This is a genomic window from Terrabacter sp. 2YAF2, from assembly GCF_052114705.1.
In the GTDB taxonomy this organism is placed as follows: domain Bacteria; phylum Actinomycetota; class Actinomycetes; order Actinomycetales; family Dermatophilaceae; genus Terrabacter.
The window spans coordinates 16,703-32,094 of the sequence record NZ_JBFRFG010000025.1 but is presented as its reverse complement, the minus strand read 5'-3'; the positions used below and the strand labels follow the sequence as shown (position 1 = coordinate 32,094).

At 70.6% G+C, this 15,392-nt stretch carries 16 protein-coding genes and 1 tRNA gene; 9 read left to right on the top strand and 8 right to left on the bottom strand.

Annotated features, from left to right (window positions below):
• Positions 1 to 22 precede the first annotated feature (22 nt).
• From AB4030_RS19940 to AB4030_RS19920, 5 genes are all read left to right on the top strand, one after another.
• Positions 23 to 1,342, top strand: coding sequence for a M23 family metallopeptidase (locus AB4030_RS19940; RefSeq protein WP_442280989.1), 1,320 nt, complete (start codon positions 23 to 25; stop codon positions 1,340 to 1,342).
• 234 nt (positions 1,343 to 1,576) lie between these two features.
• On the top strand, positions 1,577 to 2,305 hold the full coding sequence (locus tag AB4030_RS19935) for an amino acid ABC transporter ATP-binding protein (RefSeq protein WP_442280988.1): 729 nt from the start codon (positions 1,577 to 1,579) through the stop codon (positions 2,303 to 2,305).
• Between the two features lie 85 nt (positions 2,306 to 2,390).
• Positions 2,391 to 3,224: a glutamate ABC transporter substrate-binding protein gene (locus tag AB4030_RS19930; RefSeq protein WP_442280944.1), complete on the top strand. Its 834-nt coding sequence runs from the start codon at positions 2,391 to 2,393 to the stop codon at positions 3,222 to 3,224.
• Between the two features lie 89 nt (positions 3,225 to 3,313).
• Positions 3,314 to 3,991: an amino acid ABC transporter permease gene (locus AB4030_RS19925; protein WP_442280943.1), complete on the top strand. Its 678-nt coding sequence runs from the start codon at positions 3,314 to 3,316 to the stop codon at positions 3,989 to 3,991.
• Positions 3,988 to 4,917: an amino acid ABC transporter permease gene (locus AB4030_RS19920; protein WP_442280942.1), complete on the top strand. Its 930-nt coding sequence runs from the start codon at positions 3,988 to 3,990 to the stop codon at positions 4,915 to 4,917. The genes AB4030_RS19925 and AB4030_RS19920 overlap by 4 nt, the downstream gene beginning before the upstream one ends.
• 87 nt (positions 4,918 to 5,004) lie before the next feature.
• On the opposite strand, the gene AB4030_RS19915 is transcribed toward AB4030_RS19920, so the two are convergent.
• From AB4030_RS19915 to AB4030_RS19900, 4 genes are all read right to left on the bottom strand, one after another.
• A tRNA-Asn gene (locus AB4030_RS19915) sits at positions 5,005 to 5,077 on the bottom strand.
• A gap of 107 nt (positions 5,078 to 5,184) precedes the next feature.
• The gene (locus AB4030_RS19910) at positions 5,185 to 5,703 is read right to left on the bottom strand and encodes a hypothetical protein (RefSeq protein ID WP_442280941.1); all 519 of its coding nucleotides are present in this window, start codon (positions 5,701 to 5,703) and stop codon (positions 5,185 to 5,187) included.
• The gene (gene dnaG, locus AB4030_RS19905; protein ID WP_442280940.1) at positions 5,703 to 7,664 is read right to left on the bottom strand and encodes a DNA primase; all 1,962 of its coding nucleotides are present in this window, start codon (positions 7,662 to 7,664) and stop codon (positions 5,703 to 5,705) included. The genes AB4030_RS19910 and dnaG overlap by 1 nt, the downstream gene beginning before the upstream one ends.
• Positions 7,665 to 7,715: 51 nt before the next feature.
• A complete protein-coding gene (locus AB4030_RS19900; RefSeq protein WP_442280939.1) occupies positions 7,716 to 8,945 on the bottom strand; it encodes a deoxyguanosinetriphosphate triphosphohydrolase in 1,230 nt (409 codons plus the stop codon).
• A gap of 101 nt (positions 8,946 to 9,046) precedes the next feature.
• Here AB4030_RS19900 and AB4030_RS19895 point away from each other — a divergent pair, with 101 nt between their 5' ends.
• A complete protein-coding gene (locus AB4030_RS19895; RefSeq protein ID WP_020142547.1) occupies positions 9,047 to 9,178 on the top strand; it encodes a hypothetical protein in 132 nt (43 codons plus the stop codon).
• A 24-nt stretch (positions 9,179 to 9,202) separates the two neighbouring features.
• Here AB4030_RS19895 and AB4030_RS19890 read toward each other — a convergent pair whose 3' ends face one another.
• Entirely contained in the window at positions 9,203 to 9,841 is a 639-nt protein-coding gene (locus AB4030_RS19890) for a YdeI/OmpD-associated family protein (protein WP_442280938.1), read from the bottom strand.
• 45 nt (positions 9,842 to 9,886) lie between these two features.
• Between AB4030_RS19890 and AB4030_RS19885 the strand changes: the two genes are divergently transcribed.
• Positions 9,887 to 10,588: a hypothetical protein gene (locus AB4030_RS19885; protein ID WP_442280937.1), complete on the top strand. Its 702-nt coding sequence runs from the start codon at positions 9,887 to 9,889 to the stop codon at positions 10,586 to 10,588.
• Positions 10,589 to 10,591: 3 nt separating this feature from the next.
• On the opposite strand, the gene dusB is transcribed toward AB4030_RS19885, so the two are convergent.
• Together dusB and AB4030_RS19875 are read right to left on the bottom strand one after the other, a co-directional pair.
• Entirely contained in the window at positions 10,592 to 11,800 is a 1,209-nt protein-coding gene (gene dusB / locus AB4030_RS19880) for a tRNA dihydrouridine synthase DusB (RefSeq protein ID WP_442280987.1), read from the bottom strand.
• Between the two features lie 30 nt (positions 11,801 to 11,830).
• On the bottom strand, positions 11,831 to 12,559 hold the full coding sequence (locus AB4030_RS19875; protein ID WP_442280936.1) for an alpha/beta fold hydrolase: 729 nt from the start codon (positions 12,557 to 12,559) through the stop codon (positions 11,831 to 11,833).
• A gap of 25 nt (positions 12,560 to 12,584) precedes the next feature.
• On the opposite strand from AB4030_RS19875, the gene AB4030_RS19870 reads away from it, so the two are divergent.
• Entirely contained in the window at positions 12,585 to 13,424 is an 840-nt protein-coding gene (locus tag AB4030_RS19870) for a sulfurtransferase (protein WP_442280935.1), read from the top strand.
• A 170-nt stretch (positions 13,425 to 13,594) separates the two neighbouring features.
• On the opposite strand, the gene AB4030_RS19865 is transcribed toward AB4030_RS19870, so the two are convergent.
• Positions 13,595 to 14,989 (bottom strand): glycine--tRNA ligase, encoded by a 1,395-nt coding sequence (locus tag AB4030_RS19865; RefSeq protein ID WP_442280934.1) that lies wholly within the window; start codon positions 14,987 to 14,989, stop codon positions 13,595 to 13,597.
• A 78-nt stretch (positions 14,990 to 15,067) separates the two neighbouring features.
• On the opposite strand from AB4030_RS19865, the gene AB4030_RS19860 reads away from it, so the two are divergent.
• A complete protein-coding gene (locus AB4030_RS19860; protein ID WP_442280933.1) occupies positions 15,068 to 15,358 on the top strand; it encodes a DUF6703 family protein in 291 nt (96 codons plus the stop codon).
• Positions 15,359 to 15,392 lie beyond the last annotated feature (34 nt).

Genomic DNA, 15,392 nt, shown 5'->3' with positions numbered 1-15,392 from the left:
CTCGAGGGGGGCTGAGTTGACGGTGACAGACGCCGGCGAGCGCACCGCTCCACGCGTCGTGAGCATCCGGGTCAGGGGCCGTTTCGTGCCCTTTGCCGCCATCTTGGTGCTCTTCGCGCTGCTGCCCTTCCTCGGCGGCACCGGCCCGGCGGCACCGGTCGCGTCCGTCGTGCTGGCAGCCGGGTCCTCCACCGCGGTGCAGGAGGCCGTTGATGCCGTGGACCGGGCACGAGCCGAGCTCTCGACGCTCGACGTCACCGCGGTCACCGACGTCACCGACGCCGCCGCGACCGCCCCTGCAGGCTCGGCGTTCACGGCCGGGATCGGGGGCGGCCTCTTCATGTTCCCCTCGATCAGCCTCGCCCCGGCGACGGCGGAGGCCATCGCGGCCCCGATCATCGGGCGGCCGCTCTTCATCCACCCCGTGCCCGGCGGCGAGACCTCGCCCTTCGGCCCGCGCATCCACCCCCTGCTCGGCCGGCCGATGTTCCACACCGGCATCGACCTCGCCGCGGCGTGCGGCACCCCGATCCGCGCGGCGGCGGACGGCGTCGTGGTCTATGCCCGGGTCTCCGCCTCGTGGGGCGGACGCACGATCATCCAGCACAGCCCGACACTGAAGACCGCCTACGGTCACCAGTCCGCGTTCCTCGTCACGGAGGGCCAGGTCGTCAAGCAGGGGCAGGTCATCGGCCTCAGCGGCACGACCGGCTGGTCGACCGGCTGCCACCTGCACTTCGACGTCATCGTCGACGATCGCTATGTCGACCCCGCCCCGTACCTCGGCTTCCCGCCTTCAGACGCAGCTTCCGTGCCGTATGCCGCCGTGCCGCACCTCGTGTTCGACCCGGCCAGCCGTCTCGTCGACACCGTGGCCGACGGCGACGTCCCGATCACCGACGCCAGCGTGATCCCCTCGGGGCCCACCAGCACGGGCGGCCGGCCGCCGACCACGACACCGACCACGTCCGGACCGACGACGCCCAGCGGCACGCCGACGACGGCGACACCATCGACGACGACCAGTACGCCCGGTCCGACCACGTCGACGCCCACCCCCACCAGCACCGCGCCGTCACCGACCACCACGACGGTCCCGCCGACCACGACGTCGGTGCCGCCGACCACGACGTCGGTGCCGCCGACCACGACCGATCCGCCGACCACGAGCGTCCCGCCGACTACGACGACGCCGCCGAGCACGACGACCGATCCGTCGACCGGCACGACCACCACGACCACGACCACGACGGATGCACCGACCACACCGTCAGCCGCTCCATCGAGCCCGTCGAGCAGCTCGTCCGCGGGCTCCGGCACGACTTCCCTGACTGCGAGCTAGCCGCGCGCTGCGCCTGACCGAGATGGCCACCCCTCGGGCAGGCGCGCCCGATATGTTGATTTCCTGACACTCCCGCCGGCTCGTGGTGTCCCGGACGGACGCCTCACGATTCGGGCACGCTCGGCGCGGAGTGTGCTTGCTGACCGCCGGAGCCGATAGGTTTCCCGGATGGACGACGTGAAACCCGACACCGCGGCGCCGAGCGACCGCACCCCGGACACGCCTCGTGACCCCATGGTCGTCATCGACGGGGTGAACAAGCACTTCGGCGAGCTGCACGTTCTGCGCGACATCAACCTCACGGTCGGCAAGGGCGAGGTGGTCGTCGTCCTCGGACCGTCCGGCTCGGGCAAGTCGACGCTGTGCCGTGCCATCAACCGGCTCGAGACCATCGAGTCCGGCACCATCTCGATCGACGGCAAGGCGCTCCCCGAGGAGGGCAAGCCGCTCGCACAGCTGCGCGCCGACGTGGGGATGGTCTTCCAGTCCTTCAACCTCTTCGCCCACAAGACGATTCGCGAGAACGTGACGCTCGGGCCGATCAAGGTGCGCAAGAAGTCGAAGTCCGACGCCGACCAGCAGGCGACTGCGCTGCTCAAGCGCGTGGGCGTCGAGGCGCAGGCCGACAAGTACCCCGCGCAGCTCTCCGGCGGCCAGCAGCAGCGCGTCGCCATCGCCCGGTCCCTGGCCATGGGACCGAAGGTCATGCTCTTCGACGAGCCGACGTCGGCGCTCGACCCGGAGATGGTCAACGAGGTCCTCGACGTCATGGTGGGCCTGGCCAAGGAGGGCATGACGATGATCGTCGTGACCCACGAGATGGGCTTCGCCCGCAAGGCGGCCGACCGTGTCGTCTTCATGGCCGACGGCCAGATCGTCGAGGTGGGCACGCCGCAGGAGTTCTTCACCAACCCCAGGAGCGACCGCGCCAAGGACTTCCTCGGCAAGATCCTCACCCACTGAACCAGCTGAACCATCTGAACCAGCTACGGCGAACGACAGGGAGCGGCGCGCACCGCGCCGCTGCAACCACTCAGGAGGAACTCACATGAAGGCACGACGACTCGGAGCCGTTGCGGCGGCTGCGACGTTGGCGCTCACGCTCGCCGCGTGCGGCTCCGGCAACAGCGGGAGCGGCAGCGGAGGCGCCGACGGCATCAAGATCGGCATCAAGTTCGACCAGCCCGGCCTCGGCCTGAAGAAGGGCACGGACTACACCGGCATGGACATCGACGTCGCCAAGTACGTCGCCAAGGAGCTCGGCACCCCCGAGGACAAGATCACGTGGGTCCAGGCCCCGAGCGCGCAGCGCGAGGACCTCATCTCGACGGGTCAGGTCAAGTTCATCGTCGCGACGTACTCCATCACCGACAAGCGCAAGGAGAAGGTCTCCTTCGCGGGCCCCTACTTCGTGGCCGGCCAGGACCTCCTCGTCCGCGCCGACGACACCTCCATCACCGGTCCCGACAGCCTGAACGGCAAGAAGCTCTGCTCGGTCAAGGGCTCGACGTCCGCGCAGAAGGTCAAGGACAAGTTCGCCCAGACCGTGCAGCTGCAGGAGTTCGCCACCTACTCCGAGTGCCTGCCGGCGCTGGCCACCGGGGGCGTCGACGCCCTGACGACGGACGACGCGATCCTCGCCGGCTTCGCCGCGCAGCCCGAGAACAAGGGCAAGTTCAAGCTCGTCGGCAAGCCGTTCTCGACCGAGAACTACGGCATCGGCCTCAAGAAGGGCGACACGGCCCTCTGCCAGAAGATCACCGACGCGATCAAGAAGATGCAGAGCGACGGCTCGCTCGACAAGGCCATCGCGAACAACCTGGGACCGGCCAACTACAAGCCGGGCCCCGGCAACCCGCCGACGCCGGCTGCCTGTTCCTGACCACCCCAGCCGGCTCATCGGGTCGTGCGGTCACCGAGGGTGATCGCACGACCCGGTAACGGTGTCAATCACCCGCGAAAAGGGGCGCAGTGCTCGACCTCTTCGACAAGTACGCGATCTTCGGCGCGTTCTGGATGACCATCAGGCTCACCATCTTCTCCGCGATCGGGGCTTTGGTGATCGGCACGGTCCTCGCCGTGATGCGGGTGTCTCCCATCGCGGTCCTGCGCCGCCTGGGCACCTTCTACGTCAACACGGTGCGCAACACGCCGTTGACCCTCATCCTCGTCTTCTGCTCACTGGGTGTGCTCTACATCCTGCAGATCAACCTGGCCGACCCGAAGTCCCCGACGTCGATCGTCGACAACAACGTCCGCTGGGCGATCGTCGGGCTCTCCGTCTACCACGCCGCCTTCGTCTGCGAGGCACTGCGCAGCGGTGTCAACACCGTGCCGGTCGGGCAGGCCGAGGCCGCTCGGTCGATCGGGCTGACGTTCACGCAGAGCCTGCGCGAGGTGATCCTCCCCCAGGCTTTCCGAGGATCCATCGCGCCGCTCGGCTCGGTGCTGATCGCCCTGACGAAGAACACCACGGTCGCGTCCGTCATCGGCGTCGCCGAGGCCTCGCTGCTGATGAGCGAGATCATCGAGAACGAGACGGCGAGCCTCGGTGTCTTCCTCATCTTCGCGATGGGCTTCGTCATCCTGACGCTGCCTGTCGGGATGCTGTTCACGTCCCTGTCGCGGCGCCTGGCGGTGAAGCGATGAGTGCCCAGAACGTCCTCTTCGACGCGCCCGGGCCACGGGCCCGGCGTCGCCACGCGATCCTGACCGTCGTCGGGTTCATCCTTGCTGCGGGCGGGGTCGCGCTCGTCCTGTGGAAGTTCGCCGCGCAGGGTCAGCTCGAGCCCTCGATGTGGACCTCACTCTTCACGGCCGACGTGTGGACCGCCTACCTCATCCCGGGCCTGATCCACACGCTCATCGCCTCCGCGATCTCCATCGTGCTCGCGATCGCCTTCGGGCTCGTCTTCGGTCTCGGTCGCCTCTCGCCCGTGCGAGCGGTGCGCTGGGTATGCGGTGTCGTCGTCGAGTTCTTCCGTTCGGTCCCGGTGCTGCTGATGATGTACTTCACCTACCGCTACTACTCCGACAACGGCGTCTTCACCAACGACCTCAACCCGCTCGCCGCCGTCGTGACGGGTCTGACGCTCTACAACGGCTCCGTCATCGCGGAGCTGGTCCGGTCCGGGGTCTTCGGGCTGCCCAAGGGACAGGCTGAGGCGGGTCTCTCGATCGGCCTGACGCAGGGCCAGACGCTTCGCTCCATCCAGCTGCCGCAGGCTCTGACAGCAATGCTGCCGGCCCTGGTGGGCCAGCTGGTCGTGATCCTCAAGGACAGCGCCCTCGGCACCGCCGTGCTCTACCCGGAGCTGCTCCAGGCGGCCAAGGACATCGGCACGGCCTACAGCAACACGATCGCGGCCTACATCCTCGTCGCGGTCATCTTCATCCTGCTGAACTACGGCCTAACGGTCGTCGCCGGCCGGGTCGAGCGCCGCCTCAACCGCCGCGGCCGTGGTCGTCGCCGGGGCGGCCCCGCGACCGGTGTCACGGGCGCCGGCACGGTGGACACCCCCACCGACGGCATCGGCGGCACAGGCGTCTACACCGGCGACGCGGCGAGCCGCTGACCGAGAGCCGCAGACGTCCTCCCACTCAGCGCGAGGGCATACGGAAAGGGGCCCCGTCACCACTGGTGACGGGGCCCCATTCTTGGGCTCCCCCGATTGGACTCGAACCAATAACCTGCCGGTTAACAGCCGGCTGCTCTGCCAATTGAGCTACAGGGGAATGCTGCTGGGAAACCATAGCAAAGGGACTGGGCCGGCACTAAATCGGGGTCGCGAGCTCCCCGTCGGCCGGCTCCCGGGTCCGCGCAGACCCGGCGGCGACGGCTGTCACCGACCCACCTCGGAGCGCAGACGGGCCATCCGTTGCGCCGCCTCACGGGCCACCAGCGGGTCGCTGAGGTCGGCCCCCTTGCCGGGGATGGTCTGCTCGAGCAGCTCGCCGCTGGCGAGGTCCTGACGGATCACGACGCGCACCGTGCGGCGCTTTGCGGTGCGGAACTCGTCGGCGAGCACGACGCTGGCCTGGAGCCGCTCGCGCAAGGCCTGCTGGAGGAGTGAGGGCTCCGTCAGTCGCCACCGCTCCGGCGCGCCGCGGTCGACCCACGTCACCGTGAGCTGGGACGACTCCCCCTGCCACGTGCCGGACTCCGCCTCGTGCCACGGGCGGCTCCAGACGAGACCACCGCCGGCGTCGACGAGGGCCAGGTGGTGGGTGGTCGCGACGACGTGCGCGCCGCTCACCTCGTCACGCGCCCAAGCGAGCAGCCGCTCCCCGCTCTCGAGCGGCACGGCCGCCCGAACATCCGCAGGCAGCGCCGGTCGGCGCCGCCGATCGAAGAGTGCCATCAGCCCATTCCCGCCTTGATCGTCGCCAGCTCGCGCTGGAGGGTCTGCAGCTGCATGCCGAGCTCGCGGGTGCGGTCGGGTGCCGGGGTCTCCGCGTGGTCGAGACGGCGCATCTCGCTCATCGCGTCGGCGATCCGGCGCGTCAGGGCGATGGTGCGCACCCGGGCGAAGAGCTCGTCGACGTAGCGCGACGTCGGCAGCCCGGTGTTGGGGTCCATCCGCGTGGGCAGCGTGTCCACGGCGAGCTCGCTGACGAAGCCCGCGACGGGCGCGGGAGCAGCCTCGGTGACGGCTGACGTCCACGCCCGGGCGTTGGCCTTGTCACCGGTGTGGTGGGCGATGCGAATGCCGTCGAAGACCGCACGGTGTGCCGGGGCCGAGAAGGCGTCGGGCGTCAGCAGGTCGATGGCGCCGGGCTTGAAGACCGTGGGGAACTGGAGCAGCACCTGGAGCAGCTGCCGCTCGGCGTGCACCACGGGGTCGCGCCGGTCGGGTACCGGCATGACCCCGGCGGTCTCCGCCGCGCTCGGCTCGCCGTCGTCGCGACCGTCACGACCGCCACGGCCGTCCCGACCGCTCCGGGCGTCACCGCCGTTGCGGTCGGCGCGAGCGTCCTCCTCGACCTTGATCTTGCCCGCCCGGGAGACCTCGGTCGCGACCTGCTCGACGTCGAGCCCGAGCATGCCGGAGACCTCGCGGGTGTACTCCGGGCGGAGCGACTGGTCGCGGATGGAGGCGACGATGGGCGCCACGGCGCGGACGGCCTGGATGCGCCCCTCCGCCGTCGCGACGTCGAAGCGCTTGATCGTCGTGCGCACCGCGAACTCGAACATCGGCACGGCGTCCTCGATCAGCGCCTGCACCGCCGGGTCACCGCCGGCCTGGCGCAGCTCGCACGGGTCCTTGCCCGACTTCTCGACGGCGACGAAGGACTGGGAGGTCCACTTCTCGTCGTCGGCGAAGGCCCGCATCGCGGCCTTCTGCCCGGCGGCATCGCCGTCGAAGGTGAAGATCACCTTGGCCGGCGCGAGGCCGGCCTCATCGCGCATCAGGCGCCGCAGGGTCTTGATGTGGTCGGCACCGAACGCCGTGCCGCACGTGGCGACCGCGGTCTCGACCCCGGCGAGGTGGCAGGCCATGACGTCGGTGTAGCCCTCGACGACGACGGCCTGCCGGCCCTGGGAGATCTTCTTCTTCGCGAGGTCGAGGCCGTAGAGGACGGTCGACTTCTTGTAGATCGGTGTCTCGGAGGTGTTGAGGTACTTCGCCTCGATGCGGTCGTCGTCGAAGATCCGGCGCGCCCCGAAGCCGACGGTGTCGCCCGTGATCTCACGGATCGGCCAGACGAGCCGGCCCCGGAAGCGGTCGTAGAGCCCGCGCGAACCGCGGCCCGCGATGCCTCCGGTGACGAGCTCGTCGTCGGTGAAGCCCTTCGCACGCAGGTGCCGCACGAGGTCCTCTCCTCCGCGCGGGGCGAATCCGATCCCGAACTGCTTGACGTGCTCGCTGTTGAAGTCGCGGGCGCGGAGGAAGTCGCGGGCGGTGCGAGCGGCCTGGCTGCTGAGGAGCAGATCGGTGTAGTACTCCTCGGCGACCCGGTGCGACTCGATGAGGCGGCTGCGCCGCCCGAGCCCCTCCTCACGGGGTCGCGCCCCGTCCTCGTAGCGCAGCTCCATCCCGAGCTTCGAGGCCAGTCGCTCCACGGCCTCGGAGAAGCTGAGGTGGTCGACCTTCTGGATGAAGGAGATGACGTCGCCGCCCTCCTGGCACCCGAAGCAGTGCCAGGCGCCGACGGCGGGACGGATGTTGAAGGACGGCGTCTTCTCGTCGTGGAAGGGACACAGGCCCTTGAGCGACCCCGGACCGGCGGAGCGCAGCGTCACGTGCTCGCGCACGACGTCCTCGATGGACGACCGCGCCTTGACCGCCGCGATGTCCTCGCTATTGATCAACCCCGCCATCTGCCTCCTGTCGCTGCCCGTGATTCTAGGTGCTCGCCCAGCCGGGCCCCGTCACCGGCACCACTGGCTGTGGAGGGCGAGGGCCCGCACGTCGGTCAGCGAGGCCACCTGGTCGACGACGACCCGGAGTCGTCCGCCGTCGTCGGCCGCAGCGGCGTGGTCGGCGCGGAAGGCCGCGTCGAGGCGCTCCTCGGGCCGGACGGCATACGCCTCGACGACGGCACGCACGACGTCCCGCTGGCCCGCCATGACCGCGAGCCGCTCGTCGGTGGTCATCACGAAGTGGTTGGCCAGGGCCTTGAGGACCGCGCACTCGGCGCGCGTGTCGTCGGGCACGACGAGGTCGGCCTCGAATCGGCACAGCTCCCCCGGGCCGTGCCGTTCGCGCGTGGCCTGCTCGACGACGAGGACGAAGTGCCCGATGAGCCGGCTCGTCATGTCCTTGAGGCGGGCGAGGTCACCCCGTGAGCCGTCGTATGCCGTGGGCACCGCGCCCGAGGCGAGGACGCGTTCCAGCGCGCCCCCCAGCGCGTCGGCCCCGAGGTCGGGGGCGTAGGTGCGACCCGCGACGTCGATGACGTCGGCCATGTCGCGGGAGTGGAGCACGCGCGGGTCGATCCAGCCCGAGGCGATGGCGTCCTCGACGTCGTGGACGGAGTAGGCGACGTCGTCGGACCAGTCCATGACCTCGGCCTCGAGGCACCGGGCTCGCGGTTCGGCACCCTCGCGGATCCAGTCGAAGACGGGCTGGTCGGAGGGGTAGACGCCGAACTTCCGCGTCCCGTCCGGCCCGTCGCCGCGCCCCCACGGGTACTTTGTCGTCGCGTCGAGACTCGCCCGCGTCAGGTTGAGTCCGGCGGACGTGCCGTCGGGGTGCGCACGCTTGGCCTCGAGTCGGGTGAGCAGGCGCAGGGTCTGCGCGTTGCCCTCGAATCCGCCGATGCCAGAAGCGATCTCGTCGAGGACGGTCTCTCCGTTGTGCCCGAACGGTGGGTGGCCGAGGTCGTGGGCCAGGCACGCGGTGTCGACGACGTCCGCGTTGCAGCCGAGGGCTGCGCCGAACTCGCGCCCGATCTGCGCGACCTCGAGCGAGTGCGTCAGGCGGTTGCGGACGAAGTCGTCGTGACCCGGAGCGAGGACCTGGGTCTTGGCGGCGAGGCGGCGCAGGGAGGACGAGTGGACCACCCGCGCCCGGTCGCGGGCGAAGTCGTCGCGGTCGGCCCGTTTCTGCGCAGGGTCCTCCGCGACCCAGCGCTCCCGGTCCCGCACCTCGTAGCCCACATCGGAACTCTATGCGGCAAGACGCAGGCCACCGTGGCACCGCACCCTGGGCGCATACTGAGTCATGGAGCCGCTCAGGCTTCCAACCTCAGGAGCGCGCCATGGGCGACAAGTCACCGAAGTCCCACATGTCCACGAAGGCCAGATCGCTCAAGGAGAAGCGTGCCGACAAGCACGCCAAGTCCGCGGCCAAGGACCACACCGAGATCATTCCCCCGAAGGCCAAGCGCTGACCCTCATCCGACCTTGACGTCGGCTCAGCCGAGCTCGGTCTGCATCCGCCGCACCCAGGCCGGCTCGGTGCCGTAGCGCTGCATCCTGATGAGGCGCAGGTTGGCGCAGTCCTCGACGAGCTCGGCCATGCGCTTGTCGCGGGTCGCCTCCTGCTTGGCCGTCAGCACCCAGTTCGTCGCGACCTTGCGGTAGGACGGCGTGGCCCCGTCCCAGAAGGCCGACGCGCGCTCGTCGGCGCGCAGCATCGCCTCATAGCGGTCGGGCCAGGTGCGCTCGCGGTTCTCGTAGGCGTAGACGCCCGAGCGGTCCTCACGCCGCCGGGCGAACGCGGCCAGCCCGGCAGGACGCATCCGCCCGGCCGCCCTGAGCTCGGCCACGGCGTTGATGTTGACCGTGCTCCAGTTGCTGCCCGGCTTGCGCGGCGTCCACCGCTGGCGCACGGCGTCCTCGTCGATGCGCTGGGACATGGAGTCGATCCAGCCGAAGCACAGCGCCTCGCGCACGGCCTCGGCCCACTGGAGCCCCCGGTCCTCGACGTGCTTCTTGTGGAGGCCCATCCACAGCTCGGTGGCGCTCTCGTGGTTGGCCTCGAGCCAGGCCCGGAAGTCCTCGGCGTCGTCGAAGAAGATCGCCGGCCGATCCGCGGAACCACCCTCACGCATGACCCGATCCTGCCAGTGACCTCCGACGCTGGGAGGATCGACGACGTGACCGATCGCATCGCCCTCGCCGCCCGCAACAACGCCCTCTGGTGTGACGCCGTGGCGCGCTCGCACGGGGTCTCGTGCTCGACCGATGAGGTGGCCTGGACCGCGTCGACGCGCACACCCCCCTACTACCCCGACGCCGTGACCCTCTCGCCCGGGGCCGGGGAGTACGACGTGCTGGCACGGGTGGACGCCTCGGACGGCTGCTCGGTCAAGGACTCGTGGGCCCGCCTGGACCTGTCGATGGAGGACTTCGCTCGTATCGTCGTGGGCGAGTGGGTGTGGCTCGACCCCTCGGTGCCGACTCCGGGGACGGGCAGCGCGTGGCAGCGGTTCACGACCCCTCGCGAGGTGGCCGACTGGGTGCGCGCGTGGGCGAGCGACCCGGACGCGGAGGCCATCCTGCGCCCGTCGCTGCTTGGCGAACCGGGCGTCCACGTCCTCGGCACCCGGGCGTCCGACGACCCGGCGTCCCCGGTCGTCGCGGGCGCCATCGTCAACGTCACGGGCGAGGTCGCCGGGCTCGGCAACCTCTTCTCCCGCGACGGGGACGTGGAGAGGGCGTGGGCTGCGGGCGCAGCTGTCGCGCGCGAGGTCGCGGGCGGCATACCCCTGGTGGGGTGGGAGGCCGGTGCGAGCGTCGACGCCGCGGTTGCGGCCGGGTGCGAGCGGATCGGGCCGCTCAACGTCTGGCTGAAGTGAGCCTCAGCCGCCGCTGACCGACAGCTCCGCCTCGGCGATGGTGCGGCGGTGCTCCTCGGACAGCTCGCGCGACTCGAGCCAGCGGTCGGGCAGCGCCACGGTTCGGGATGACCCGGCGCGTCCGCGCTGGCCCTCCGCGGCCTCGCCGGGCCACGGCTCGTCAGGGTCGAGAGAGGCGAGCAGGGCGTCCAGCGCCGCCATCGAGTCGACGAGCGCGAGCGAGTTGCGGATGGTCGACCCCGCGGGGAATCCCTTGAGGTACCAGGCGATGTGCTTGCGGATGTCTCGGCAGGCGCGCTCCTCCTCGCCGTAGAAGTCGCTGAGGTATGCCGTGTGCGTGCGAAGCGTGTCTGCGACCTCCCCGAGGGTCGGCGTCACCCGCGCCGAGGTGCCGGCGAAGGCTGCCGCGAGGTCGGTGAAGAGCCACGGGCGGCCGAGGCAGCCTCGGCCGACGACAACGCCGTCGCAGCCGGTCTCGCGGACCATGCGCAGGGCGTCTTCCGCGGACCAGATGTCCCCGTTGCCGAGGACGGGGATGCTCGTCACGGTCTCCTTGAGCATCCGGATGGCGCTCCAGTCGGCGGTGCCGGAGTAGGCCTGCGCCGCGGTCCGGCCGTGCAGCGCGACCGCGGCGACACCCTCCGCCTCGGCGGCCAGGCCGGCGTCGAGGAAGGTGAGGTGCTCGTCGTCGATGCCCTTGCGCATCTTGACGGTGACGGGGATGTCGCGCCTGGCACCCTCCTCGACGACGGCGCCGACGATGGCCTTGAAGAGGTCCTTCTTCCACGGCAGGGCCGAGCCGCCGCCCTTGCGGGTGACCTTGGGCACGGGGCAGCCGAAGTTGAGGTCGATGTGGTCGGCGCGGTCCTCGGTGACGAGCATCCGCGCGGCCGCCCGGGCCGTCGCCGGGTCGACGCTGTAGAGCTGGATGGAGCGGGGGTTCTCGTCGGGGTCGTGCTCGATGAGGCGCATCGACTCGGGAGTGCGCTCGACGAGCGCGCGCGAGGTGATCATCTCGCTGACGTAGAGGCTCGTCGAGCCGCTGGCGCCGCCGATCGCGGTGCCCTCGTTGCCGTACTCACGGCACAGCCGCCGGAAGGCGCGGTTCGTGATGCCGGCCATCGGGGCGAGGACGACCGGCGACTCGATGACGTGACGACCGATGTGCAGCGGGGGCAGCACGGCTCCGGTCTCCTGGACGGGAGGGCTCATCACGTCGGTCACGGACCCGATTGTCCCCGATCAGGCCCGAGGCGCCGAATCGACGACCCGCTGCGCGAAGCGCAGGACCGCCTGGGCGAAGGCCTCCGGCTGGTCGAGGTTGGCGAAGTGGCTCGCCCGCCTGACGATCTCGGCACGGGCGCCGGGACAGGCGCGCAGGTAGGCCCGGGCACCGACGCGGAACTGGTCGAACTGCCCGTTGAGCAGCAGCACGGGGCAGCGCACCGCGTGCAGCATCGACGGCCGGCAGTGCGTCATGACCTCGCGCCATGCGGCGGGGGTCTGGTCGAAGTAGTAGCCGCCGGCGATGACCGGGTCGATGCGCTCGGCCGGGTAGAGCCGGCGCAGGACGCGGTCGTTGATCCGGGTCATGCGCTCGGGCCCGAGCCAGTCGGTCAGTGCCGCCACCCCGCGGTACAGCGCGGCGCCGGGGCCGGTGGGGGTGGCGCTCGCGCCCGCGAGGACGAGCCCGGCGAGGGCATCCTGGTGGGCTGCGGCATACGCCATCGCGGCGTAGCCGCCCAGGGAGTGGCCGACGAGCACGACCGGGGTGCCGGCCGGGACGGCGCGAACGGCTTCGTCGATGACCTCGACGCAGCGGGCGAGGGTGAACTCCTCCTCGGCGCGCCGCCCGTGACCGGGGAGGTCGACCAGCGTCAGGTCGACCTCGTCACGCAGGAGCGGGACCTGCGGTGCCCACTGGGCGCTCGACAGGCGCGACCCGTGCACGAGGACCAGGTGAGCACGCACACGGCGAGGATGCCACGATGGCCCGGTGACCCACCTCATCACCGCCGCGGAGCTCGCCCACGAGATCGAGGACGTCGTCGTGCTCGACGTCCGCTGGGCGCTGACGACGGCGAACTCCCCCGCGGGTCGGGAGGATTACGACGCCGGCCACGTGCCGGGCGCGTTCTTCGTCGACCTGGACACCGAGCTGGCCGCTCCCCCTGGCGACGGCGGGCGGCACCCGCTGCCCGAGCCGGCCGTCCTCGAGCGTTGGCTGCGTCGCTGCGGCATCACCGAGCACAGCCGCGTCGTCGCCTACGACGGTCGGGAGTCGTATGCCGCCGCGCGGGCCTGGTGGGTGCTGCGCTGGGCCGGGGTCCCGGACGTGCGCGTGCTCGACGGCGGGTATGCCGCCTGGGTCGCCGCCAGACTGCCCGTCTCGACCGAGGATGCCGCCGACCGGCACGGCGACTTCGAGGTGCGCCGGGGGCAACTGCCGACGCTCGATGCTGCGGGCGCGGCACGGCTGGCGCGCGACGGCCTGCTCCTCGACGCCCGCGCGCCCGAGCGCTACGCCGGCGAGACCGAGCCGATCGACCCCGTCGCCGGCCACGTCCCGGGGGCGGTCAACAGCCCCACAGCAGCCTGGCTCGCCGAGGACGGCACGTTCCGGCGCGACCTCGCGGAGGTCTGGAAGCGAGTGACGGTCGGCAGGGACGCCCAGGCCGGGCCCGTCGGCGTCTACTGCGGGTCCGGCGTCACCGCAGCCCACGAGATGCTCGCGCTGGCCGTGCTCGGCGTCGACTCGGTGCTCTACCCCGGTTCGTGGAGCGAGTGGATCCGTGACCCGTCGCGCCCGGTCGCGACCGGGCCGCAGCCCGGCTGACCCGCTGCCCCTCGCAACCTGCTCCCCAAAACGGAGCAGCTTCCGAGGCCCGGCCGGATCTGTCCGGGAGCTCGCCTATCGGATCCTGCTCCCCAAAACGGAGCAGGTCATGAGCGTATGCCGCCCGCCCCGGTGGGCGGACGGCATACCTCAGCGGGCGTGCCTGGGGGTCAGCAGCCGACGAGGCGCTGGGCGAGGTAGCCCTCGACCTGGTCCAGCGCGATGCGCTCCTGCGCCATGGTGTCGCGCTCGCGGATCGTGACGGCGTGGTCCTCGAGCGTGTCGAAGTCGACCGTGATGCAGAACGGCGTGCCGATCTCGTCCTGACGACGGTAGCGCTTGCCGATGGCCCCGGCGTCGTCGAAGTCGATGTTCCAGTGGCGGCGCAGCTGCGCGGCGAGGTCACGCGCCTTCGGCGAGAGGTCGGCGTTGCGCGAGAGCGGCAGCACGGCGGCCTTGACCGGGGCGAGGCGCGGGTCGAGGCGCAGCACGACGCGCTTGTCGACACCGCCCTTGGTGTTGGGCGCCTCGTCCTCGGCGTACGCGTCGACGAGGAACGTCATGAGCGAGCGCGACAGACCGGCCGCCGGTTCGATGACGTAGGGCGTGTACTTCTCGCCGGTCGTCTGGTCGAAGAAGTGCAAGTCGGTACCGGAGTGCTTCGAGTGCGTCGACAGGTCGAAGTCCGTGCGGTTGGCGATGCCCTCGAGCTCGCCCCACTCCGACCCCGCGAACCGGAAGCGGTACTCGATGTCGACGGTGCGCGTCGAGTAGTGCGACAGTTTCTCGGGCGCGTGCTCGTAGTGGCGCAGGTTCTCGGGGTTGATGCCGAGGTCGGTGTACCAGCGGGTGCGCTCGTCGATCCAGTACTGGTGCCACTCTGCGTCGTCGCCGGGCTTGACGAAGAACTCCATCTCCATCTGCTCGAACTCGCGCGTGCGGAAGATGAAGTTGCCGGGGGTGATCTCGTTGCGGAAGCTCTTGCCCGTCTGGGCGATGCCGAACGGCGGCTTCTTGCGCGAGGCCTGCATGACGTTGTTGAAGTTGACGAAGATGCCCTGGGCCGTCTCGGGGCGCAGGTAGTGCAGGCCCGACTCGTCCTCGATGACGCCGAGGTAGGTCTTGAGCATCATCTGGAAGTCGCGGGGCTCGGTCCACCGGCCCTTGGTGCCGCAGTCGGGGCAGACGATGTCGGTCATCGGGATCGAGTCGGGGTCGGCGATGCCCTTCTTCTCCGCGAGCGCCTCCTGCAGGTGGTCCTGGCGGCGGCGCTTGTGGCAGTTGAGGCACTCGACGAGCGGGTCGGTGAAGGTGCCGACGTGGCCCGAGGCGACCCACGTCTCGCGCGGGAGGATGATCGAGGAGTCGAGGCCGACGACGTCGTCGCGGCTCGTGACCATGGCCTTCCACCACTGCCGGCGGATGTTCTCCTTGAGCTCGACACCGAGCGGGCCGTAGTCCCAGGCCGAACGCGTGCCTCCGTAGATCTCGCCGCTCGGGAAGACGAAGCCCCTGCGCTTGCAGAGGCTGACGACGGTGTCCACGGTGGATGTCTGCTTGGCCATGCCGCACAGGTTATCGGGCCGGCGCCAGTGGTTTGCCACGCGTCCGGGGTATGCCGTCGCGTCCCCTAGGCTCGTCACGTGGCCCTGAGCTTCCGTTCCCGTCTCGAGCACGCGTCGGCCCCGTGGGTCGAGCGTCTCAACGCCGTCCCGCGCCCCGTCGCCCTCGGCGCGCTCATCGTCCTGCTCGCCGTCGGGGTCTTCGCCCCGCGGCCGTGGGGCGGCATCGCCTTCCTCGTCGTGTCGGCCTTCGTCGGCTGGCTGCTCTTCCTCACGTGGCAACGGCTCACCCTGCCCGAGCGCCTCATGCGCATCGCCGTGCTCGTGCTCGCGGTCGCCGTCGCCGTCGTTCGGATCGTCCCCGCGGGCTGACCCCTCGTCTCAGGACGAGAACGGTTTTGACAAT